The sequence below is a fragment of the Streptomyces venezuelae genome (assembly GCF_008642375.1).
GTDB classification, from domain to species: Bacteria; Actinomycetota; Actinomycetes; order Streptomycetales; family Streptomycetaceae; genus Streptomyces; species Streptomyces venezuelae_G.
The window spans coordinates 4830657-4852692 of record NZ_CP029194.1 but is presented as its reverse complement, the minus strand read 5'-3'; the positions used below and the strand labels follow the sequence as shown (position 1 = coordinate 4852692).

At 71.7% G+C, this 22036-nt stretch carries 20 protein-coding genes; 7 read left to right on the top strand and 13 right to left on the bottom strand.

The features are described from left to right. Window positions 1–224 precede the first annotated feature (224 nt). The 4 genes from DEJ46_RS22330 to cseC all read left to right on the top strand — a co-directional run bounded on the left by DEJ46_RS22330 (window position 225) and on the right by cseC (window position 3662). On the top strand, window positions 225–797 hold the full coding sequence (locus DEJ46_RS22330; protein ID WP_055642803.1) for a SigE family RNA polymerase sigma factor: 573 nt from the start codon (window positions 225–227) through the stop codon (window positions 795–797). Continuing rightward, window positions 785–1522, top strand: a complete 738-nt coding sequence (locus tag DEJ46_RS22325; protein WP_223834954.1) for a hypothetical protein — start codon at window positions 785–787, stop codon at window positions 1520–1522. The genes DEJ46_RS22330 and DEJ46_RS22325 overlap by 13 nt, the downstream gene beginning before the upstream one ends. Before the next feature lie 92 nt (window positions 1523–1614). After that, entirely contained in the window at window positions 1615–2319 is a 705-nt protein-coding gene (gene cseB, locus DEJ46_RS22315; RefSeq protein WP_150269016.1) for a two-component system response regulator CseB, read from the top strand. 26 nt (window positions 2320–2345) lie between these two features. Next, window positions 2346–3662 (top strand): two-component system sensor histidine kinase CseC, encoded by a 1317-nt coding sequence (gene cseC / locus DEJ46_RS22310; protein ID WP_150269014.1) that lies wholly within the window; start codon window positions 2346–2348, stop codon window positions 3660–3662. A gap of 66 nt (window positions 3663–3728) precedes the next feature. Here cseC and DEJ46_RS22305 read toward each other — a convergent pair whose 3' ends face one another. Continuing rightward, window positions 3729–5312, bottom strand: coding sequence for an MDR family MFS transporter (locus DEJ46_RS22305; RefSeq protein ID WP_150269012.1), 1584 nt, complete (start codon window positions 5310–5312; stop codon window positions 3729–3731). A 97-nt stretch (window positions 5313–5409) separates the two neighbouring features. On the opposite strand from DEJ46_RS22305, the gene DEJ46_RS22300 reads away from it, so the two are divergent. After that, a complete protein-coding gene (locus DEJ46_RS22300; protein ID WP_150269010.1) occupies window positions 5410–5967 on the top strand; it encodes a TetR/AcrR family transcriptional regulator in 558 nt (185 codons plus the stop codon). 16 nt (window positions 5968–5983) lie between these two features. On the opposite strand, the gene DEJ46_RS22295 is transcribed toward DEJ46_RS22300, so the two are convergent. Beyond that, window positions 5984–6709 carry a M23 family metallopeptidase gene (locus tag DEJ46_RS22295; protein WP_150269006.1) on the bottom strand — a complete coding sequence of 242 codons (726 nt, stop codon included), beginning with the start codon at window positions 6707–6709 and terminating at the stop codon, window positions 5984–5986. A 476-nt stretch (window positions 6710–7185) separates the two neighbouring features. Between DEJ46_RS22295 and DEJ46_RS40525 the strand changes: the two genes are divergently transcribed. After that, window positions 7186–10203, top strand: coding sequence for an NACHT domain-containing protein (locus DEJ46_RS40525; RefSeq protein ID WP_150269005.1), 3018 nt, complete (start codon window positions 7186–7188; stop codon window positions 10201–10203). A 58-nt stretch (window positions 10204–10261) separates the two neighbouring features. Here DEJ46_RS40525 and DEJ46_RS22285 read toward each other — a convergent pair whose 3' ends face one another. Further along, window positions 10262–12784 carry an ATP-dependent Clp protease ATP-binding subunit gene (locus DEJ46_RS22285; RefSeq protein WP_150269004.1) on the bottom strand — a complete coding sequence of 841 codons (2523 nt, stop codon included), beginning with the start codon at window positions 12782–12784 and terminating at the stop codon, window positions 10262–10264. Window positions 12785–13345: 561 nt separating this feature from the next. Here DEJ46_RS22285 and DEJ46_RS22275 point away from each other — a divergent pair. After that, window positions 13346–13966, top strand: a complete 621-nt coding sequence (locus DEJ46_RS22275; RefSeq protein ID WP_150269001.1) for an SCO3374 family protein — start codon at window positions 13346–13348, stop codon at window positions 13964–13966. On the opposite strand, the gene DEJ46_RS22270 is transcribed toward DEJ46_RS22275, so the two are convergent. The 10 genes from DEJ46_RS22270 to DEJ46_RS22225 all read right to left on the bottom strand — a co-directional run bounded on the left by DEJ46_RS22270 (window position 13945) and on the right by DEJ46_RS22225 (window position 22024). Further along, window positions 13945–14277 (bottom strand): histone-like nucleoid-structuring protein Lsr2, encoded by a 333-nt coding sequence (locus DEJ46_RS22270; protein WP_017240029.1) that lies wholly within the window; start codon window positions 14275–14277, stop codon window positions 13945–13947. The two genes, DEJ46_RS22275 and DEJ46_RS22270, sit on opposite strands and share 22 nt — an antisense overlap. A 156-nt stretch (window positions 14278–14433) precedes the next feature. Beyond that, window positions 14434–14979, bottom strand: a complete 546-nt coding sequence (locus DEJ46_RS22265) for an amino-acid N-acetyltransferase (protein WP_150269000.1) — start codon at window positions 14977–14979, stop codon at window positions 14434–14436. Window positions 14980–14988: 9 nt separating this feature from the next. Then, window positions 14989–15414 (bottom strand): BlaI/MecI/CopY family transcriptional regulator, encoded by a 426-nt coding sequence (locus DEJ46_RS22260; RefSeq protein ID WP_150268998.1) that lies wholly within the window; start codon window positions 15412–15414, stop codon window positions 14989–14991. Between the two features lie 146 nt (window positions 15415–15560). Then, complete coding sequence (locus DEJ46_RS22255) at window positions 15561–15740, bottom strand: hypothetical protein (protein ID WP_150268996.1); 180 nt, start codon at window positions 15738–15740, stop codon at window positions 15561–15563. A 14-nt stretch (window positions 15741–15754) separates the two neighbouring features. After that, on the bottom strand, window positions 15755–16354 hold the full coding sequence (locus tag DEJ46_RS22250; RefSeq protein ID WP_190622816.1) for a hypothetical protein: 600 nt from the start codon (window positions 16352–16354) through the stop codon (window positions 15755–15757). Window positions 16355–16466: 112 nt separating this feature from the next. Continuing rightward, window positions 16467–17273 carry a type III pantothenate kinase gene (locus DEJ46_RS22245; protein ID WP_150268992.1) on the bottom strand — a complete coding sequence of 269 codons (807 nt, stop codon included), beginning with the start codon at window positions 17271–17273 and terminating at the stop codon, window positions 16467–16469. Next, entirely contained in the window at window positions 17273–18307 is a 1035-nt protein-coding gene (nadC, locus tag DEJ46_RS22240) for a carboxylating nicotinate-nucleotide diphosphorylase (RefSeq protein WP_150268990.1), read from the bottom strand. The genes DEJ46_RS22245 and nadC overlap by 1 nt, the downstream gene beginning before the upstream one ends. After that, a complete protein-coding gene (locus DEJ46_RS22235; RefSeq protein WP_150268988.1) occupies window positions 18304–20001 on the bottom strand; it encodes an L-aspartate oxidase in 1698 nt (565 codons plus the stop codon). Before DEJ46_RS22235 ends, nadC begins: the two co-directional genes overlap by 4 nt. After that, window positions 19998–21068, bottom strand: a complete 1071-nt coding sequence (gene panC, locus DEJ46_RS22230) for a pantoate--beta-alanine ligase (RefSeq protein ID WP_150268986.1) — start codon at window positions 21066–21068, stop codon at window positions 19998–20000. The genes DEJ46_RS22235 and panC overlap by 4 nt, the downstream gene beginning before the upstream one ends. Continuing rightward, window positions 21065–22024 carry a Rossmann-like and DUF2520 domain-containing protein gene (locus DEJ46_RS22225; RefSeq protein WP_150268984.1) on the bottom strand — a complete coding sequence of 320 codons (960 nt, stop codon included), beginning with the start codon at window positions 22022–22024 and terminating at the stop codon, window positions 21065–21067. Before DEJ46_RS22225 ends, panC begins: the two co-directional genes overlap by 4 nt. Window positions 22025–22036 lie beyond the last annotated feature (12 nt).

Here is a 22036-nt window from a genome sequence, read left to right as displayed (position 1 = left end):
CCGGTGAGGTGACCTCCAGTGAGGTGGCCTTACTGACGTGGCCTTCCCGGGCGGCCGCTCTCCCGGGACTGCCGCCGCGAAACCTCCTCCGTCCCCGCTGTTACACAACCGATGGGTAGCCGTGCGTCCACCGACGGCTGCCCCGCACAGCCCCGTGACACAGCCTCCGTAGCGTCGTCCACGACACGAGGAAATGGCTGGTCACGGGGATGGAGGCGGTTCGGATGAGGCACGGAGAGGTGCTCGACTTCGAGGAGTACGTACGCACGCGGCAGGACGCGCTGCTGCGCAGTGCCCGTCGTCTCGTACCCGACCCGGTCGACGCCCAGGACCTCCTCCAGACCGCACTGGCCCGGACGTACGGCCGCTGGGACGGCATCGCCGACAAGTCCCTCGCCGACGCCTACCTGCGCCGGGTCATGATCAACACCCGGACCGAGTGGTGGCGCTCCCGCAAGCTCGAAGAGGTCCCGACCGAGCAGCTGCCCGACGCGAGCGTCGACGACCCGACCGAGCAGCACGCCGACCGGGCCCTCCTCATGGACATCCTGAAGGTGCTCGCGCCGAAGCAGCGCAGCGTCGTCGTCCTGCGCCACTGGGAGCAGATGAGCACCGAGGAGACGGCCGCCGCGCTCGGGATGTCGACGGGTACGGTGAAGTCCACGCTCCACCGCGCGCTGGCCCGGCTCCGCCAGGAGCTGGAGAGCCGCGACCTCGACGCCCGCGCCCTGGGCCGGACGGGGGAGCGGGCGGACGTACGAGGTCACGAAGGGGGGCGGGGGCGGTGCGCGGCCTAGACGCCGAAACCGACGACGGCAGAGAACACGGCGGCGACGACCGGTACGGCACCGGACGGCGCCGCCCTCGGCGTACCGTCAAGGCGGCGAGCGTCACGGCGGTGGCCGGGCTCGTCGCCGTCGGGCTGTCCGTCGCCGCCTGCTCCACCGGCGGTACGGGCTCCCGCGACGAGGGCGCGGCCCGCGTCGACGAGACCGCCGCGGCGGCGCCCAGCCCCTCCTCCCCCGCCGCGACCAGCGGGCCGCAGTCGGCCGAGCGGGTGGATCCGATCGCGCTGCTCAAGGACGACCCGAAGATCGGCGAGCGGCTCAAGGACGATCTGAAGCCCTGCGTCGCGGATGCCTACCCGGTCGACGCCTCCTACGGGAACCTCACGGGCAGCGCCGCACCCGATGTCGTCGTCAACGTGATGACCTGCGGTGATGCCGTCGGCATCGGCACGTACGTCTACCGGAAGCAGAGCGACCGGTACGAGAACGTGTTCATGGCGGAGGACGCGGCGGTCTACGGGACGATCGACCGGGGCGATCTGATCGTCACCAAGCAGGTGTACGCGAAGGGCGACCCGGTCGCGTATCCCTCGGGCGAGGACGTGATCACGTACCGCTGGTCGGGGAACAAGTTCACCCAGCACGACTGGGTGCACAACGACTACAGCCGCGCCGTCGGGGACGGCGCGGCCGCGGTGGAGCCCGCGCCGAGCGAACCCGCCGACGCGAACTGACCGTCCTCCTGGCCGCCGAGCGGCCCGCACCACCCGCACCACCCGCACCACCCGCACCACGCAGCAGCACAGACCCCCGAAGGGCACGCACGATGGCCGAAACCCATGTCCTGTTCGTCGAGGACGACGACGTCATCCGTGAGGCCACCCAGCTCGCCCTGGAGCGGGACGGCTTCCGGGTCACCGCGATGCCCGACGGGCTCTCCGGCCTGGACGCCTTCCGGGCGCAGCGGCCGGACATCGCCCTCCTCGACGTGATGCTGCCGGGCATGGACGGCGTCAGCCTCTGCCGCCGCATCCGCGACGAGTCGACCGTGCCGGTGATCATGCTGTCGGCGCGCGCCGACTCGATCGACGTCGTGCTCGGTCTGGAGGCCGGGGCCGACGACTACGTCACGAAGCCCTTCGACGGCTCCGTCCTCATGGCCCGCATCCGGGCCGTCCTGCGGCGCTTCGGGCACGCGGGCGGCTCCGGACCCGGCGAGCACGGGGACGGGTCGGCGGACGGCGGCGGGCTGCTCGCCTTCGGCGACCTGGAGGTCGACACCGAGGGCATGGAGGTCCGCAAGGACGGGGCGCCGGTGGCGCTGACCCCGACCGAGATGCGGCTGCTCCTGGAGTTCTCGTCCGCTCCGGGCACCGTGCTGTCCCGGGACAAGCTCCTGGAGCGGGTCTGGGACTACGGCTGGGGCGGCGACACCCGGGTCGTGGACGTCCATGTGCAGCGGCTGCGCGCCAAGATCGGCCAGGACCGGATCGAGACGGTCCGGGGCTTCGGCTACAAGCTCAAGGGCTAGAGGGCCAGAGGGTGTCATTCCGACCCGTGAAGCCGCCGGCCCTCCGTACCGGGGTCCGCTGGAAGATCGCCGTCGCCATCGCGGCGGTCGGGGCGCTGATCGCGGTCACGCTGAGCGTGGTCGTGCACAACGCCGCCCGCATCTCGATGCTCGACAACGCGCGCGAGGTGCAGATGGAGCGGCTGCTCTTCGCCCAGCGGATGTACGAGACGTCGAAGCCCAAGGAGCCCCGCTTCGGCACGAAGATCAACGACCCGGCGCTGCCGCCCCAGCTCGACCAGCTGATGCGGGACCGGCGGCGCGGGACGTTCGTGCAGGAGCACCGGAACGGCGGGCCGCCCGACGTGTGGGCCGCGGTGCCGCTCGCCAACGGCGACGTCCTGTCGCTGCACATCCCCTTCGCCGACCGCAGCACGGCGATCATGAACGACCTGGACCGGGCGCTCGTCATCGGCTCGGTCTCGGTGGTGTTCGGCGGCTGCGCCCTCGGCGTGCTCATCGGCGGCCAGCTCTCGCGGCGGCTGCGGAAGGCCGCCGCCGCGGCCGGGCGGGTCGCCCAGGGCAACACGGACGTACGGGTACGGGACGCGATCGGCGGGGTCGTCCGGGACGAGACCGACGAGCTGGCCCGGGCCGTCGATGCCCTGACCGACGCCCTGAACGAGCGGATCGAGGCCGAGCGCCGGGTCACCGCGGACATCGCGCACGAGCTGCGCACCCCCGTGACCGGGCTGCTCACGGCGGCCGAGCTGCTGCCGCCGGGGCGGCCGACCGAGCTCGTACGGGACCGGGCGCAGGCGATGCGGACGCTGGTCGAGGACGTCCTGGAGGTGGCCCGGCTCGACAGCGCGTCGGAGCGGGCCGAGCTCCAGGAACTCGCGCTCGGCGAGTTCGTGGAGCGGCGGGTGCGGACGCTCGACCCGGACGTGGTCGTCCGGGTCGTCCACGAGTCCTGGGTGAACACCGACCCGCGCCGTCTGGAGCGCATCCTGGGCAATCTGCTCGCGAACGCCGCGAAGCACGGCAAGCCGCCGGTGGAGGTCACCGTCGAGGGCCGGGTCGTCCGGGTCCGGGACCACGGTCCGGGCTTCCCCGAGGCGCTCCTCAAGGAGGGCCCGAGCCGCTTCCGTACGGGGACGAGCGACCGCGCGGGCCAGGGCCACGGCCTGGGGCTGACCATCGCGGCCGGCCAGGCGCGGGTGCTCGGGGCCCGGCTGACCTTCCGGAACGTGGCGTCGGCGGCGGCGCCGGAGGGGGTGGGCGGCGCGATCGCGGTGCTCTGGCTGCCGGACCACGCGCCGACGAACACGGGCAGCTTCCCCATGCTGAGGCTGTCGGACTGACCGTGGAGCGGATACGGCGGTGGGGCCGGCCCCGAGAAGGGCCGGCCCCACCGCCGTACAGGAACGTCAGACCGTCTCGGCGACCTTCGGAGCGCCGTCGCCCTCGCCCGCGCCCGCCTCGGGCGCCGCCGGTCCCGCGCCGCGCAGCGCCACCTCCTTGACGAAGAAGGCGAGGGCGAAGCCGAGGACGGAGACCGCCGCGGCGACCAGGAAGGCGGAGTGGGTGCCGACGGAGACCGCGTACTGGTAGGCCTCGCGCAGCGGTTCCGGGAGCTTGGCCAGGCTCGCCGCGTCGAGCTGTGCGGTCCGCTCGGTCAGCCCGGACCCGCCGCGTGCCGCCATCTCGTCCTGGACCCGGCTCGTGAAGAGCGCGCCCATGATCGCGACGCCGAAGGAGGAGCCGAGCGTCCGGAAGAGGGTGGTGGACGAGGAGGCGACGCCCATGTCCTTCATCTCGACGCTGTTCTGCGCGACGAGCATGGTGATCTGCATCAGGAAGCCCATGCCGGCGCCGAGGACCGCCATCCAGACCCCGGAGACCAGCCGCGAGGTGCCGGTGTCCATCGTGGAGAGCAGGAAGAGGCCGGTCACCATCAGGGCGCCGCCGACGATCGGGAAGATCTTGTACTTGCCGGTGCTGGTGGTGAACCGGCCGACGAGCAGCGAGACGACCATCATCGCCATGAGCATCGGCAGGAGCAGGAGGCCGGAGTTGGTCGCCGAGGCGCCCTGGACGGACTGCTGGAAGATCGGCAGGTAGAGGACCGCGCCGAACATCACGAAGCCGGTGATGAAGCCGATCAGGGACATCAGGGTGAAGTTGCGGCTGCGGAAGATGTGCAGCGGCACGATCGGGTCCTCGGCCCTGGTCTCCACCCACAGGAAGGCGGCGAGGGCGGCGGCTCCGCCGACCGCGAGGCCGACGATGGTGGCCGAGCTCCAGGCGTACTCCGTGCCGCCCCAGGTGGTGACGAGGACGATCGCGGTGATGCCGACGGTCAGGAGCGCGGCGCCGAGGAAGTCGATCCGGGTGCCCGTGGCGCGCTGCTTCCTCGGCAGGTGCAGGACGGTGGTGACCATGGCGAGGGCGACGGCGCCGAGGGGGAGGTTGATGTAGAAGGACCAGCGCCAGCCCCAGTGGTCGGTGATGGTGCCGCCGACGAGCGGTCCGCCGATCATGGCGAGGGCCATGACGCCGGCCATCATGCCCTGGTACTTGCCGCGCTCGCGGGGCGGGATCAGATCACCGATGATCGCCATGACGCCGACCATGAGGCCGCCGGCGCCGAGGCCCTGGATCGTACGGAAGCCGATGAGCTGGCCCATGTCCTGGGCCATGCCGCTGAGAGCCGAGCCGATCAGGAAGATCACGATCGAGGTGAGGAAGACGCCCTTGCGGCCGAACATGTCGCCGAGCTTGCCCCAGAGCGGTGTGGAGGCGGCGGTGGCGAGGGTGTAGGCGGTGACGACCCAGGAGAGGTGCTCCAGGCCGCCGAGCTCGCCGACGATCGTCGGCATCGCGGTGCCGATGATCATGTTGTCCAGCATCGCGAGCAGCATCGCGATCATCAGGGCGAGGAGGACGACGCGGACGCTGCGCGCCGGCGGTGCCTTCTCCTCCACTGCTTGCACTGCCCCGTCGTTCGCCATCGCCATCCCCTTACTTGCCGCCCGGCTAGTTACTAGGATGGGGACGGTAGACCCGTAACTTGCCGGTCGTCAAGTAAGTAAAAGTGGGAGAGCAGCCATGGCCCGAGGCAACACCCGCCAGCGCATCCAGGACGTGGCCCTGGAACTCTTCGCCGCGCAGGGGTACGAGAAGACCTCGCTGCGTGAGATCGCCGAGCACCTCGACGTCACCAAGGCCGCGCTGTACTACCACTTCAAGACCAAGGAAGACATCATCATCGGCATCTTCCAGGACCTCACGCGGCCCGTGGACGAGCTGATCGACTGGGCGCGGGAGCAGCCGCGGACTCTGGAGGTGCGCGAGGAGATCCTGCGCCGCTACCAGGCGTCGCTGCTCGGCGCCTACCCGCTGTTCCGCTTCATGCAGGAGAACCAGGCGGCCGTCCGCGAGCTGAGCATCGGGCTGACCTTCAAGGAGCGGATGCTCGAACTGAGCGGGCTGATCCAGGAGGAGGACTTCGCCGTCATCGACCGGGTGCGCTGCGTGAGCGCGATCTTCACCCTGCACGCGGGGATGTTCTTCATGGACAACGTCGAGGGCGACCCCGAGGAGAAGCACGAAGCCGTCCTCGAGGTCGCCCTCGACATGCTCACCCAGGCCCATCGGGCCTCGTGAAGCGCAAGCGTCAGCGTCAGATGGAGACGCCGTGGGACCGCAGGAAGGCGGCCGGGTTCACGGAGGAACCGTAGTTCGGGGTCGTACGGATCTCGAAGTGCAGGTGCGGGCCGGAGGAGTTGCCGGTGTTGCCCGAGAGGGCGATCTGCTGACCGGCGGCGACCTTCTGGCCGACGTTGACCTTGATCTTCGACAGGTGGGCGTACTGCGAGTACTTGCCGTTGGCGTGCTTGACGACGATCGCGTTGCCGTACGCGGGGCCGTCGCCGCCGCCGTTCGGGCCGGCCTTCACGACGGTGCCCGCACCCGCGGCCTTGACCGGGGTGCCGACCGGGACGGCGAAGTCCTGGCCGGAGTGCTTGTGGGCCCACATGGCGCCGCCCTGGTTGTAGCTGGCGGTCAGCGTGTACGAGGCGACCGGCTTGACCCAGGACGGGGCCGCCTTCTTGGCGGCCACGGGGGCGGCCTTCACGGCGACGGACTTCACGGTCGCGGCCTTCTGCGCCGCGACCTTCTGTGCCGCGGCCTTGGCGGCGGCGGCCTTCACCTGGGCGGCGACGTGGGCCTGGGTCTCGGCCTGGGCGGCCACGGCGGCGGACGCGGTCGCGGCGACCGGGGCGACGGCCTTGCCCTCGGCGGCGAAGGCGGACCCTGCTCCGGCCACCAGCGACGCTCCCAGACCCGCGGCGGCGAGGGCGACGGCGGCGGTACGGGTGGCGGGGTTCATGACGCGCTTCGACATACGGGGGAAAACCTCCGGGAAGTACGGGACCCGACGCGGACGGTGCTCTGCGTCGGGCTTGCTCATCCTTGGTAACCCGGACCCCCGCCCATCCCAAAACACCCCAACTACGACATTGCGTCGTAGCGATCTCCGGGGGAGATCGACCCTTGACGGCCTTGGCTTCAACTCCTGAAACCGGACATACCCCCACAAGGGAAACGGTTTATCCGCACGTCACGAGCGGCTGGAACTGCCCGAAAGGCCGCGCACCGCCCGGTTCGGGACCCTGCGGGACCAAAGCCCCGGGGGTTGATCGCTAAACGTCCCGAATCGCCATCAAAGGTCGCCACTATTCCGGTTAGTACCCCTCGAAACGCCTGTGCGCCTTGTCACCCGGCGCCGACCGTGAAAGCGACCTGGGTCACGCAACCGGCCCGCCGGAAAGGCCGTCCCGCACTACGCTGGCGGATTCGGGGATCTTCGGGGGGACAGACATGGAACCGGCACTCATCGGCACCCGGCTCGCCTCGGCGGCGATCAGGCCAATCCTGAAGAAACTGCTGGTCAGCGACGGTCCGGGCGCCGGACTCACGGGGAACGCGCCCAAGGTGCGGCTCTCCGGCCTCGTCTCCTTCCGCGGCGAGAAGCGCACGCTGACCGAGAAGGACGTCCGCAAGCTCGCGACGACCCTGGTCGAGCGGTCCCGGGGCGAGCACGGGGAGACCCCGTTCCCCGCGGACGAGACGGAGGCCGTGGCCCACACCCTGGGGACGACCCTCCTCGCCCTCGGCGACCTCGACATGGACGACGTCCACGCCGTCCGCCTCGGCCACCGGGAGCTCGCGAGGCGGCTGCGGGCGGCGGCCCCGGCCCCGGACGGCCTCGCCGCGGACTCGGTCCTCTACCTGGAGTCGATGACCGAGTGGGCCTGCCTCCACATCCTGGAGTTCTTCACCCAGAGGTCCACGTTCATCGCCCGCAGCATGGTGGAGCAGACGCGGGGGCAGACGGAGCTGATCGCGAAGATCGACGAGCTCGTCCGCCGGACACCGCGGGCGGACGGCCGCGACGCGGAGTTCGAGCGCCGGTACCTCGCCCACCTGGCGAAGAGGCACGGCCGCCTCACCATCTACGGCATCGACCTCCACGACTCCCCGGACCGGTGGCCGCTGGACCTCGCCTACCTGTCCCTCGAAGCGACGGGCGAATCCCCCTTCGCGCTGATCGACGAGGCCGGAGACCTCGTCCCTCAGCAGTGGGAACAGGCCGTCCGCGCCGACCTCGCCCTCGCCCGGCACGACAAGGTCCTCCTGCGAGGCCTCGCCGGCTCCGGCAAGACGACCCTCGTCCAGTGGCTGACGGTCTCGACGGCGAGCGAGGGGCGGGCGGAGGGCATGGCCTACCTCCGGGACCGCATCCCGTTCGTCCTCCCCCTGCGCGCCCTCACCCGCCACGGCGAACGTCTCCCCGCCCCCGACCGTTTCCTCCCGGCCGCCGGCTGCCCGCTCACCCCGCCGGAAGGCTGGGTCGACCGCGTACTGGCCTCCGGCCGGGGAGTCGTCCTCGTCGACGGCATCGACGAGATCCCCGAGGCCGAACGCGGCCGGGCCCGCGACTGGCTCCGCGGCCTCCTCGACACGTACGAGGGAAACCGCTGGCTCGTGACCTCGCGCCCCACGGCCGTACGGGACGACTGGCTGGCTCCCGAGGGCTTCACCGAGCTGACGCTCTCCCCCATGACCGGCGCGGAGGTCACCACCTTCGTACGCCGCTGGCACCGGGCCGCCGGGCCGGAGGCGGAGCCGTACGAGCAGCCGCTCCTCGACGCCCTCCGCACCGCCGAACACGTCGCCCAGCTCGCCACGAACCCCCTGATGTGCGGTCTGATCTGCGCACTCCATCGCGATCGGCGCGGCTTCCTGCCCCGGGGACGCAAGGCGCTCTACGAGGCCGCCCTGTCGATGCTCCTCTCCCGCCGCGACCGCGAGCGGGACATGGGCGCCCCGTCCGGGCTCGTGCTCGACGAGGCCCCGCAGATCCAGCTGATCCAGCGCCTCGCGTACTGGCTGACGCTCAACGGCCGGACGACGCTCGACCGCGCCCACGCGGAGTCGATCGTCGCGGAGGCCGTCCCGGCGGTGCAGGAGGCCTCGGCCCACGCCCCGGACGCGGTCTTCACGCACCTCCTCCACCGCAGCGGCCTCCTGCGCGAGCCGACGGCCGACACGGTCGAGTTCGTCCACCGCACCTTCCAGGACTACCTGGCGGCGAAGGCCCTCGTGGACCGCTGGGACATCGGCGTCCTCGTCCAGCACGCGGCGGACGACCAATGGGAGGACGTCCTCCGCATGGCCGTGGGCCACGCCCGCCCGCGCGAGTGCGCGGAGATCCTCCGCGAGCTGCTCGCAGCGGCGGACACGGCCGAGGACCGCCGGGTCCGACTGCGGCTGGTAATCCTGGCGGCGACGGCCATGGACCACGCGACGGAGGTGCCGCCGGAGATACGGGAACAGGTGCTGGCCCGCGCGGCAGACGTCATCCCGCCCCGCACGTCGGACGAGGCCCGCGAGCTGGGCAAGGCGGGCAGACTGGTCCTCGATCTGCTGCCCGGCCCTGAAGGGCTGAGCGAGGTGGAGGCCAGGTTGGTGGTCACCGCCGGCACCCATGTCGAGGCCGACGCGGCGATCCCGTACCTGGCCCGCTTCGCCGGCCATCCGTCGCTGGAAGTCCGGTCCCAGCTGATCTGGGGGTGGGGGCGCTTCGAGGCCGCGCCCTACGCGGAGGCGATCGTGGCCCGCCTCGACCCCGACGAGCTTCGGTACTCCGTCGTCGACGACGAGCGCGCCCGCGAGCTCCTCCGCCTCCGTGTCCTGCCCGAGGCGCTCGACGTCCACGGCACAGTGTCGGACGCGCAGCTGGCCACCCTGCTCACGCACTGCGACCCTCGTGCGCTGGAACTGCGGCGGGACGACGTCCGGCCGGACCTCACAGCAGTCGCCGCACTCACTAGGCTCGAATTCCTCAATCTGCACCTTCACGACGGGGCGGACTGGCGGGTAGCCGACCTCCCCGAATACGGAGCGCTGCGCCACCTGTCCTTCAACACCTGGCCCGCCGACGGGCTGGCCTCCCTCAGCCGCTTCCCCCGGCTCGCACAGCTCGCTCTGCTGGGCACGAACCTGACCGAGCGGCGCTGGCACCAGGTGGCCGAGCTGAAGGGCCCGCTCACCGTCGTAGTGCGCGCCGCCGATCTTCTCGCCTGCCCCGACGGCATGAGGCTCCCGGGCATCGAGGGCCTCGTCGTCCAGGCCCACATGGTCAAGCGGCCCTCCCTGAGTCGCCTCGCGCGGTTCTTCCCGGCCCTGCGGAGCCTTGTCCTGTACTCCAGCGCGCAGGAGCCCCTGGACGTCTCCCGCCTCGCAGCCTTCCCCCACCTCACCAGGTTCACGGCACCCGGGCTCGCCCTCACCGGCACCGAGCACCTCTCCCCGACCATCCAGATCGGCACCTGACAAAGGGGCGGCCCCGGAACCAGATGGTTCCGGGGCCGCCCCTTTGTTCAGCTACGCCTTACGCGTCCTTCGAGAGGTTCGGGCCGGTGCCGCCCGTGGCCTCGATCGGCGGGGCGTCCGGCAGGGCCGACTTCTCCTCGCCGCGGAAGGTGAAGGTGCGCTCGTCGCCCTCGCCCTCCGTGTCCACGACCACGATGTGACCGGGGCGCAGCTCGCCGAAGAGGATCTTCTCCGACAGCGTGTCCTCGATCTCGCGCTGGATCGTCCGGCGCAGCGGCCGGGCGCCCATCACGGGGTCGTAGCCCTTCTTGGAGAGGAGCTCCTTCGCGGACTGGGAGAGCTCGATGCCCATGTCCCGGTCCTTCAGGCGCTCGTCCACCCGGCTGATCATCAGGTCGACGATCTGCAGGATGTCGTCCTGCGTCAGCTGCGGGAAGACGATGATGTCGTCCACACGGTTGAGGAACTCGGGGCGGAAGTGCTGCTTCAGCTCGTCGCTGACCTTCGCCTTCATCCGCTCGTAGTTGGACTTCGTGTCGCCCTGGGCTGCGAAGCCGAGGTTGAAGCCCTTCGAGATGTCCCTGGTCCCGAGGTTGGTGGTCATGATGATGACCGTGTTCTTGAAGTCCACGACCCGGCCCTGGGAGTCGGTCAGGCGACCGTCCTCCAGGATCTGGAGAAGGGAATTGAAGATATCGGGGTGGGCCTTCTCGACCTCGTCGAAGAGGACGACGGAGAACGGCTTGCGGCGCACCTTCTCGGTGAGCTGGCCGCCCTCTTCGTAGCCGACGTATCCGGGCGGCGAACCGAAGAGACGGGAAACCGTGTGCTTCTCGCTGAACTCCGACATGTCGAGGGAGATCATCGCGTCCTCGTCGCCGAAGAGGAATTCGGCGAGAGCCTTCGAAAGCTCGGTCTTACCGACACCGGACGGACCGGCGAAGATGAACGAGCCACCGGGGCGCTTCGGGTCCTTCAGGCCGGCTCGCGTACGACGGATCGCCCGCGAGAGGCCGATGACGGCGTCCTTCTGGCCGATGACGCGCTTGTGGAGCTCGTCCTCCATGCGGAGCAGACGCGAGGACTCCTCCTCGGTCAGCTTGAAGACCGGGATGCCGGTGGCGGTCGCGAGGACCTCGGCGATGAGCTCGCCGTCGACCTCGGCGACGACGTCCATGTCGCCGGCCTTCCACTCCTTCTCGCGCTTGGCCTTCGCGGCGAGGAGCTGCTTCTCCTTGTCGCGGAGAGAGGCGGCCTTCTCGAAGTCCTGCGAGTCGATCGCGGACTCCTTGTCCCGGCGGACGCCGGCGATCTTCTCGTCGAACTCGCGGAGGTCCGGCGGCGCGGTCATCCGGCGGATGCGCATCCGGGAGCCGGCCTCGTCGATCAGGTCGATCGCCTTGTCCGGGAGGAAGCGGTCCGAGATGTACCGGTCGGCCAGGGTCGCGGCCTGGACGAGGGCCTCGTCGGTGATGGAGACCCGGTGGTGGGCCTCGTACCGGTCGCGCAGACCCTTGAGGATCTCGATGGTGTGCGGCAGCGACGGCTCCGCGACCTGGATGGGCTGGAAGCGTCGCTCGAGGGCCGCGTCCTTCTCCAGGTACTTGCGGTACTCGTCCAGCGTCGTCGCACCGATGGTCTGGAGCTCGCCGCGGGCCAGCATCGGCTTGAGGATGCTGGCGGCGTCGATCGCGCCCTCGGCGGCACCCGCACCCACGAGGGTGTGGAGCTCGTCGATGAACAGGATGATGTCGCCGCGGGTGCGGATCTCCTTGAGGACCTTCTTCAGGCGCTCCTCGAAGTCACCGCGGTAGCGGGAGCCGGCGACCAGCGCGCCGAGGTCCAGGGTGTAGAGGTGCTTGTCCTTGAGGGTCTCGGGCACCTCGCCCTTGACGATGGCCTGCGCCAGGCCCTCGACGACGGCGGTCTTGCCGACGCCGGGCTCGCCGATGAGGACCGGGTTGTTCTTCGTGCGGCGGGACAGCACCTGCATGACCCGCTCGATCTCCTTCTCGCGCCCGATGACCGGGTCGAGCTTGGATTCGCGGGCCGCCTGGGTGAGGTTCCGGCCGAACTGGTCGAGGACCAGGGACGTCGAGGGGGTGCCCTCGGCAGGGCCGCCGGCCGTGGCGGCTTCCTTGCCCTGGTAGCCGGAGAGCAGCTGGATGACCTGCTGCCGCACCCGGTTGAGGTCGGCGCCCAGCTTCACGAGGACCTGGGCGGCGACGCCCTCGCCCTCGCGGATCAGGCCGAGCAGGATGTGCTCGGTGCCGATGTAGTTGTGGCCGAGCTGGAGGGCCTCGCGGAGCGAGAGCTCCAGGACCTTCTTGGCACGAGGAGTGAAGGGGATGTGCCCGGACGGGGCCTGCTGCCCCTGCCCGATGATCTCCTCCACCTGCTGGCGGACCGCCTCGAGCGAAATCCCGAGGCTCTCCAGGGCCTTAGCGGCGACACCCTCACCCTCGTGGATAAGGCCCAGAAGGATGTGCTCGGTGCCGATGTAGTTGTGGTTGAGCATCCGGGCTTCTTCCTGAGCCAGGACGACAACCCGCCGCGCGCGGTCGGTGAACCTCTCGAACATCGTTAATCGCTCCTCAGAGCGGTCAGTCAGTTAGGGGTCGATCCCCTCCCTGTCCTTCCGCAGCTTAGTCCCGCAAGCGGGGACCGCTCATTCCAACTGCCGACATCCGTCCGGATCACCCCTCTTCCGCGGGGAGACCTGCCGCCGAACAACCGACAAATGCTCCAACCCGATGGTGCGAGACGATGTTCCCGCAGGCCAAGTAGTTAGCCGCGCCTTGAGTACGCCGATGGCGAACGTGAGACGCCGAAGCCCGCGAGTCGCCCCTCGCCACTAGGAATGTCTTACCCGTAAGCACTGACACTCCATGCGGCACACCCTGGTTCCCTCCGCTACCAGCGAACAACCTTGCGCTGCCGAATGCGCCCGTACGCCTCATCACGGACACCTTGCGCATCCGGAGAGGGACCGTCTGTCACCGCGGACGGGCCACGGACGAGCCACGGACGAGCAGAGGTCGAGGCGTGGTCGAGGCGTGCCGGGTCCGGGGCGGGCCGGGGGCGCGTACCGCGGGCGTGCCGCGGGCGTAACCAAGAGGGCTTCGCGGGAGTTGCGCCGGGTATGGCCTTCATCGTCCCGTCTCCCCGCTCTCCGCTCGACAGCGACGGCGACAGCGATGGCGACGGCGACGGCGGTCTGGCGCGGTGGTACGAGCACGAGCTCGGCTGGGCCGCGGTGCCGGGCCCCCCGGTGCAGCTGGTCACGGGGCTGCGCTTCGACGTCCTGGAGCTGCCCGCCACGGCCGGTCGAGGCGTCCTGCGCCGGATGGGCGCGGGGACGGGCCCGGTGGCCCTGATGGGACGCCGGATGCGACTGCTCGTGGCCGCGGGGAGCGCCGAGGAGCTCCCGGGGCTGCTCGACTGGCTCGAGTGGGGCGGGATCTCGCTGGACCTCGCGATCCTGGGCACCGACGGCCGGATGACCGCGCCCCTTCCCCCGGGGCGGGGCGGTTCCGGCGCGCCGGGTGCCGCGGTCTGGCTGCGGGCGCCCGTGCCGGGGCGCGAGGTGGAGTCCTCGCTGCCGGCCCTGCGATCCGCACCCTGGGGCGGTGCGGACGGCCCCTGCCTGGTGCGTCTCGTGGCCGCCGCCGCCGCGGAGTGCCACCGGGTGCGGCTGCTGAGCGCCCGGACCGGTGGCCCGGCGCCTCAGCAGCTGTCGCCTCAGCGGTTCGCGTCCTCGTAGGCGGCCTTGACGGTGGCCGGGACGCGGCCGCGGTCGTTCACGTCGTAGCCGTTCTCCTTGGCCCACGCGCGAATCTTGGCCGTGTCGGGGCTGCCGGCCGCGACGCGGCCCTTGCCGCGCCCACCGGTGGTGCGGCCACCGGTACGACGACCACCCGCGGTGTACGGCTCGAGCAGGCCGCGGAGCTTTTCCGCGTTTGCGGTGGTGAGGTCGATCTCGTAGGTCTTGCCGTCCAGCGCGAACGTCACCGTCTCGTCCGCCTCGACGCCGTCGAGGTCGTCGACAAGAAGGACCTGAACCTTCTGTGCCACCGGATTTCCTTTCATCGAAAATGCAGTACGCGGAAAGGAAACCGCTTTTCCCGGAAAAACACAAACCCCTGGGAGAGGTTCAGATCCCCGACGACGCGGGAAACGTGCGCGATTCGGACATAGGGATCCGGTTCGGGTTCGCCGTGGGGTTCCGGGTCACAGGTGCAGAAGCATGCGGCTGTTGCCCAAGGTGTTCGGCTTCACTCGTTCGAGACCGAGGAACTCGGCGACGCCCTCGTCATAGGAACGGAGGAGCTCGCTGTACACATCTCCGTCGACCGGGGTCTCACCGATCTCGACGAAGCCGTGCTTCGCGAAGAAGTCGACTTCGAAGGTCAGGCAGAATACCCGCCGCACCCCGAGCCATCGGGCGGTGTGCAACAACTTGTCCAGCACCTGATGTCCGACGCCGGCGCCCTTGAACTCGGGATCGACGGCGAGAGTGCGGACTTCCGCGAGGTCTTCCCACATGACGTGCAGAGCACCGCAACCGACGACCGTGGCGTCCTCGTCGCGTTCCGCGACCCAGAACTCCTGGATGGCCTCGTAAAGGGTCACGGTCGCCTTGTCGAGAAGGATGCCGCGCTGGACGAAAGGATCGACGAGACGGCGGACCGCGGCGACATCACTGGTGCGGGCCCTGCGTACGGTGACGGCTTTGGCGGAGGCCGCGGAAGCGGCCGGAGAAGCAGACGGCGACATGGAGGGACGCTATCGCTCCCGGGCCTCGGATCCGTCGGCGCCCTTGTCGCCGCCGGCCCCTTCGGGCGGGGCGGGGATCGGGCTGACGATACGGATGGCGTCGTTCAGCGCCTCGCGCTGGTCCGGCGACATCATGCCGAAGAAGGCGACGAGGGCGGCGGCCGGGTTGTCGCTCTGCGCCCAGGCCTCGTTCATCAGGGCGGCCGAGTAAGCGGCCCGGGTGGAGACCGCCGTATATCGATAGGCGCGGCCGTCGACTTCCCGGCGCACCCAGCCCTTCTGATGGAGATTGTCCATGACGGTCATGACGGTGGTGTAGGCGATGGACCGTTCCTGCTGGAGGTCTTCCAGAACTTCCCGGACGGTCACCGGACGGTTCCATTGCCAGACGCGCGTCATGACGGCGTCCTCAAGCTCTCCCAATGGACGGGGCACAGTGCCACCATAGTTCGCAAAGAGTTGCCAAGCGGCTATTTACGTGGAGAAACGCAACAAAAAGGACGCGCGACCTCGGAAGGTCGCACGTCCTGGTGGTGCGGGGTGCCGTCGGCGCGGACGGCGGGCCTGGTGGAGGGCGGGCCTCAGGAGGAGGGCGTGCCGTCCGCCTGGCGGGTGGACTCGGCGCGGGCGAGGGCGGCGTCCACGACCGCGTCCTCCTTGGCCTTGTTCGGGCCGCCCTGGCTCTTGACGATCACGACGACGAGGGCGGTGAAGAACGCGGCCATCACGACGGGGGGCAGGAGCGCGGATACGTAGTCCATGCCGTCCAGAGTAGCTATCCGGCGACCCGCTCCTCGGGCGGGGGCGGGGGTACGGGGCGTCGGCGCGGCGGGAAGACCTCGGAAGGCTTGGGCACGGGGCGGTCACCGGGGGTGGGACCGGACGGCGGGTTCGGCTTCGGCTCGTCGGCCGCGGCGCGTCCGCCGGGGAGGGCGAGCAGCCGCGTCCTGGGCGCGAGCGCCGCACCGGCGGTGACGGGGGCGGTGGAGCCCGTCGCCTGGGAGACCCGGGCGAGCCGGGCGCGTACGGAGCGCTCGGCGAGGATCTGGCAGCGGGCGAGCAGCTCGGCGGCTGCGGGGTTGGCGCGCAGGGCCCGCAGGGCGGCGAGGTCGTCGGCCGCGGGGTCGTACCCGGCGGCCAGGGCGTCGCGGAGGAGGCTCAGATAGCCGGCGAGCGATCCGGGGAGGGCTTCTCGGTAGCGGGCCAGGTCGTCGAGGAGGAAGGCACGCAGCCGGCCGGCCTCGCGTACCGCCTCGTCCACGGATTCGGCCAGGCGCAGGCAGTCCTGGACGTCCTCGTCCTGGAGGGGGGCAGGGTGGAGGGCGATGGCAAGGGCGCCTCGGAGCACACGCAGCTCGTCCGCACTGAATGCCATGCCGCCGCGAGATCCGTATGGCGTGGGCATGGGCCGACGATACGCGCTAATCGGACAATTTTCTCTTAGCGATCATTCCGGCGCGCCGGAATGATCGCCACCGAAAGGGCCCTCACATGCGCGAGACGTTCCGCTCGTACACCAGCCGCAGGCCGATCAGGGTCAGCCAGGGCTCGTGCTCGTCGATCTCCGTCGACTCGCCGAGGACCATCGGGGCGAGACCGCCCGTGGCGATGACGGTGACGTCGGAGGGGTCGCCGTTCGGGCCGACGAGCTCGCGCTTCATGCGGGCGACGACGCCGTCGACCTGGCCCGCGTAGCCGTAGATGATGCCCGACTGCATCGCCTCGACCGTGTTCTTGCCGATCACGTTCCGCGGGCGGGCCAGCTCGATCTTGCGGAGCATGGCGCCCTTCACGCCCAGCGCCTCGACCGAGATCTCGATGCCCGGCGCGATGGCCCCGCCCGCGTACTCGCCGCGCGCGGTGACCGCGTCGTACGTCGTCGCCGTACCGAAGTCGACGACGATCGCCGGACCGCCGTACAGCTCGACCGCCGCGGCCGCGTTGATGACGCGGTCCGCGCCGACCTCCTTGGGGTTGTCGGTGATGACCGGGACGCCCGTCTTGACGCCCGGCTCCACCAGGACCGCCGGCACGTCCCCGTAGTACCGGCGGGTCACCTCGCGCAGCTCGTGCAGCACCGAGGGGACCGTCGCGCAGATGGCGATCCCCTCGATGCCGTCGCTCAGCTCGACGCCGAGCAGCGGGTGCATGCCCATGAGGCCCTGGAGCAGGACCGCCCACTCGTCGGCGGTCCTGCGCGGGTCCGTGGAGATGCGCCAGTGCTCCACGACCTCCTCGCCGTCGAAGAGGCCGAGGACGGTCTGGGTGTTGCCGACGTCGATGGTGAGCAGCATCAGACGGCCGCCTCGCGCAGGTCGAGGCCGATGTCGAGGATCGGGGAGGAGTGGGTGAGGCCGCCGACCGCCAGGTAGTCGACGCCGGTCGCCGCGTACGCCGCCGCGGTCTCCAGCGTCAGCCGGCCCGAGGACTCCAGGACGGCGCGGCCCGCGACGATCGCGACGGCCTCCTCGGTCTCCAGCGGGGTGAAGTTGTCGAGCAGGATCAGGTCGGCGCCCGCGTCCAGGACCTCGCGGACCTGGTGCATCGTGTCGACCTCGACCTCGATCGGCACCTCGGGGAACAGCTCCCGGACGGCCTTGAAGGCCTGCGCCACGCCACCGGCCGCGACCACGTGGTTGTCCTTCACGAGGGCCGCGTCGGAGAGCGACATGCGGTGGTTGACGCCGCCGCCGCAGCGCACCGCGTACTTCTCCAGGGCGCGCAGGCCCGGGGTCGTCTTGCGGGTGTCGCGGACCTTGGCCTTCGTGCCCTCCAGGGCGTCCGCCCACGCGCGCGTGGCCGTGGCGATGCCGGAGAGGCGGCAGAGGATGTTGAGCGCGCTGCGCTCGCCGGTGAGCAGGTCGCGGGTGCGGGCGGTGACGCTGAGGAGCGTCTGACCGGCCTCGACGCGCTCGCCGTCCTCGACGTGCCGCTCGACCTCGAACTCGTCCGCGCACACGATCGACAGGACGGCCTCGGCGACCCGCAGACCGGCGACGACACCGGCTTCGCGGGCGGTGAAGTCGGCGGTGGCGACGGCGTCCTCGGGGACGGTCGCCACGGTCGTGACGTCCACGCCGCCGTCGAGGTCCTCGGCGATCGCGAGGTGGGCGATGTCCTCGACCTGTACGGGGTCGAGGCCGGCGGCCGCGAGCAGTTCGGCGAGCGCGGGGTCGAGCCCGCACTCGAACTCCTCCGCACCGCCGCAGCCGCAGCCGTCGCCACAGCCGCCGGCCTCGGCGTCCGCGGTGGGGGCGGCGCTGATCTGGATCAGAGGGACGTCCACGGGCTCGGGACGGCTCTCCTCGGGCGTGCTCGGCGTGGTCACTTACGGCTCCCTGGGGCGTCGGCGGTCGGGGGGAAGTCAGCGGTGTCGGTGGTGCGGACGTCGAGGGTCCGCTCCGGGGTGAGGCGGACGACGAGGTGCCGCCGCCAGGCCGTGTCGTCCCGGTCGGGGTGGTCCTCGCGCCAGTGGCAGCCGCGGGTCTCCTCGCGGCGGCGGGCGGCGGCGACCAGGACGCGGGCGACGCACAGCAGGTTGGTGGTCTCCCAGGACTCCACGCCGGGTTCGGCCGACTTGGTGTCGTCGCTGCCGCCCGCCAGGGCGTCGCTGTGCAGGTCGTCGAGGGCCACGGCGGCCTCCCGCAGGCTGCTCGCGGAGCGGAGCACGCCCGCGCCGGCCGTCATGACCCGCTGGATACGGGTACGGGCTCCGGCGACCGGCAGGGGCAGGGTCACCGGGGCCGGGTGCGGCACGGCGGCGCCGGGCACGCGCGGTGCGGCGGCCGTGATCTCCTCGACGATCCGCTCGGCGAAGACCAGGCCCTCCAGGAGCGAGTTCGACGCGAGCCGGTTGGCGCCGTGGACGCCCGTGCAGGCGACCTCGCCGCACGCGTACAGGCCCGGGACCGTGGTCCGGCCGCGCAGGTCCGTGCGGATGCCGCCGGAGGCGTAGTGCGCCGCCGGGGCAACCGGGATCGGCTCGGTCACCGGGTCGATGCCGTGGAGGCGGCAGGCGGCCAGGATCGTGGGGAAGCGCTCCGCCCACATCTCGGCGCCGAAGTGGCGGGCGTCGAGGTACATGTGCTCGGTGCCCTGCTCCTGCATCCGCCGCATGATCGCCTTGGCGACGATGTCGCGGGGCGCGAGCTCGGCCAGCTCGTGCTGCCCGAGCATGAAGCGGACCCCGTCGGCGTCGACCAGGTGGGCGCCCTCGCCGCGGACCGCCTCGGAGACCAGCGGCTGCTGGCCCTCGGAGTCGGCGCCCAGGAAGAGCACCGTCGGGTGGAACTGGACGAACTCCAGGTCGGAGACCTCGGCCCCGGCGCGCAGCGCGAGCGCGACGCCGTCGCCGGTGGAGACCGCGGGGTTGGTGGTGGCGGAGAAGACCTGGCCCATGCCGCCGGTGGCCAGGACCACGGCGGGGGCGTGGACGGCGCCGACGCCGTCGTGCTGGCCCTCGCCCATGACGTGCAGGGTCACGCCCGCCGTCCGGCCCTCGGCGTCCGTCAGGAGGTCGAGGACGAGGGCGTGCTCGATGGTGCGGACGCCCCGGTCCCGTATCGCCTCGACGAGGGCGCGGGAGATCTCGGCGCCGGTCGCGTCGCCGCCGGCGTGCGCGATCCGGCGGCGGTGGTGGCCGCCCTCCCGGGTCAGCGCGATCTCGCCGTCGGCGGTCTTGTCGAAGTCGGCGCCGGTCGCGATGAGGCGGCGCACGGCCTCGGGGCCCTCCGTGACGAGCAGGCGTACGGCCTCCTCGTCGCAGAGCCCGGCGCCGGCGACGAGGGTGTCGTCGAGGTGCTGCTCGGGGGTGTCGCCCTCGCCGAGCGCGGCGGCGATGCCGCCCTGGGCCCAGCGGGTGGAGCCGTCGTCGAGCCGTGCCTTGGTGACGACGACGGTACGGAGCCCGGCGGCGGTGCAGCGCAGGGCGGCGGTGAGGCCCGCGACGCCCGAGCCGACCACGACGACATCGGCGTCGATGGCCCAGCCCGGCGCGGGCGCGTGCAGCCGTATTCCGGTCACTTGGTGGCTCCGAAGGTCAGGGGGATGTTGTCGATGAGCCGCGTGGTCCCCACCCGCGCGGCGACCGCGAGGACCGCCTCGCCGTCATGGTCGTCGGCGACCTCGGTGAAGTCGGCCGGGTCGACCAGGGCCAGGTAGTCCAGGGTGAGCGGCGGCTCGGCCTTCGCCGCGCCGTCGAGGACGGCCAGGGCCGCGGCCCGGACGGCTTCGGCGCCGCCGCGCTCGGCCGCCTGCGCGACCGCGTGGGCGTCGGCGGCGGCCCGGGCCTCGCCGAGCCGCGAGAGCGCCTCCGCGCGGGTCTCGCCCCGGCCCTGGGCGCCCGGCAGGGAGGCGGCACGCGCGCGCAGCGCCTCCTGGGCGGCGAGCCGGTCACGGGCGGCGAACAGCGCACCGGACAGCGCGAGGGCCGTACGGCGCTCCTCGGCCGACAGGTAGCGGTTGCGGCTGGAGAGGGCGAGGCCGTCGGTCTCGCGGACGGTCTCCACGCCGACGATCTCGACCGGGAAGTTCAGGTCGCGGGTCATGCGGCGGATCAGGGCCAGCTGCTGGGCGTCCTTCTGGCCGAAGAAGGCCAGGTCGGGCGAGGTGAGGTGGAGGAGCTTGGCGACGACGGTCAGCATGCCGTCGAAGTGGCCGGGCCGGGAGGCGCCTTCGAGGCGCTCGCCCATGGGGCCCGCGGTGATCCGGACCTGCGGCTCGCCGCCCGGGTAGACCTCGTCGGCGGAAGGCGCGAAAACGACGCTCGCCCCGGCGTCGAAGGCCAGCTCCAGGTCGGCGTCGAGGGTGCGGGGGTAGCGGTCGAGGTCCTCGCCGGCGCCGAACTGGAGCGGATTGACGAAGACGGTGACGACGACGAAGCCCTGGGCGCCGACGCGCTCGCGGGCGGCGCGGATCAGGGTGGCGTGGCCCTCGTGGAGGGCGCCCATGGTCATGACGACGGCGTTGCGGCCGGGGGCGCCGTGGTGCGCGCGGGCGTACTCCAGGTCGTCGACCGTGGGGACGAGCTCGGCGGGCTCGTGGCGGGCGGACCGGCCGCCCTCGGCGCTCTTCCGGGCGAACAGGGTCATCGGTCGTCTCCTCGCGGCCCGTCGGCGGCGGTGGTGCTGTCGGCGGCGAGCACGCCCAGCAGGTCCTCGGCGAGCTCGGGCTTGAGCAGGCCGTGCGCGAGCGCCCGGTCGGCGGTCGTGCGGGCCATCGCCAGGTAGCCGGCGACGGTGCCGGGCGCGTGCTTGCGCAGCTCGGCGACGTGGGCCGCGACCGTACCGGCGTCACCGCGCGCGACGGGTCCGGTGAGGGCCGCGTCCCCGGACCGCAGGGCATTGTCCAGGGCGGCGCCGAGGAGGGGGCCGAGCATGCGGTCGGGCGCGGCGACACCCGCCTTGCGGAGCAGCTCCATCGACTGGGCCACCAGGGTGACCAGGTGGTTCGCGCCCAGGGCCAGGGCCGCGTGGTAGAGCGGACGGGCGTCCTCGGCGATCCACTCGGGCTCGCCGCCCATCTCGATGACCAGGGCCTCGGCCGCGAGCCGCAGCTCCTCGGGCGCGGTCACCCCGAAGGAGCAGCCGGCCAGGCGCTGGACGTCGACGGCGGTGCCGGTGAAGGTCATGGCGGGGTGCAGGGCGAGCGGGAGCGCGCCGGCCCGGCGGGCGGGGTCGAGGACCCGTACGCCGTACCGCCCGGAGGTGTGGACGAGCAGCTGTCCCGGCCGTACGGCTCCGGTGTCGGCGAGGCCCTCGACGAGACCCGGCAGGGCGTCGTCGGGGACCGTCAGGAGGACGAGATCGGCGAGCGCGAGGACGCGGGCGGGCTCGACGACCGGGACGTCGGGCAGGAGCTCGGCGGCGCGGCGCCGGGAGCGGTCGGAGACCGCCGATACGGCGACGGGGCGGTGGCCCGCGAGCTGGAGCGAGGCGGCGAGGGCGGGGCCCACACGGCCCGCGCCGACCACTCCGACGGTGAGCCGGGCGGGACGGTCCTCGGGGCGGGGCTCTGGTCGCGGCTCTGGCGCTGCTGGTGCGTTCACGATGGGGACGGC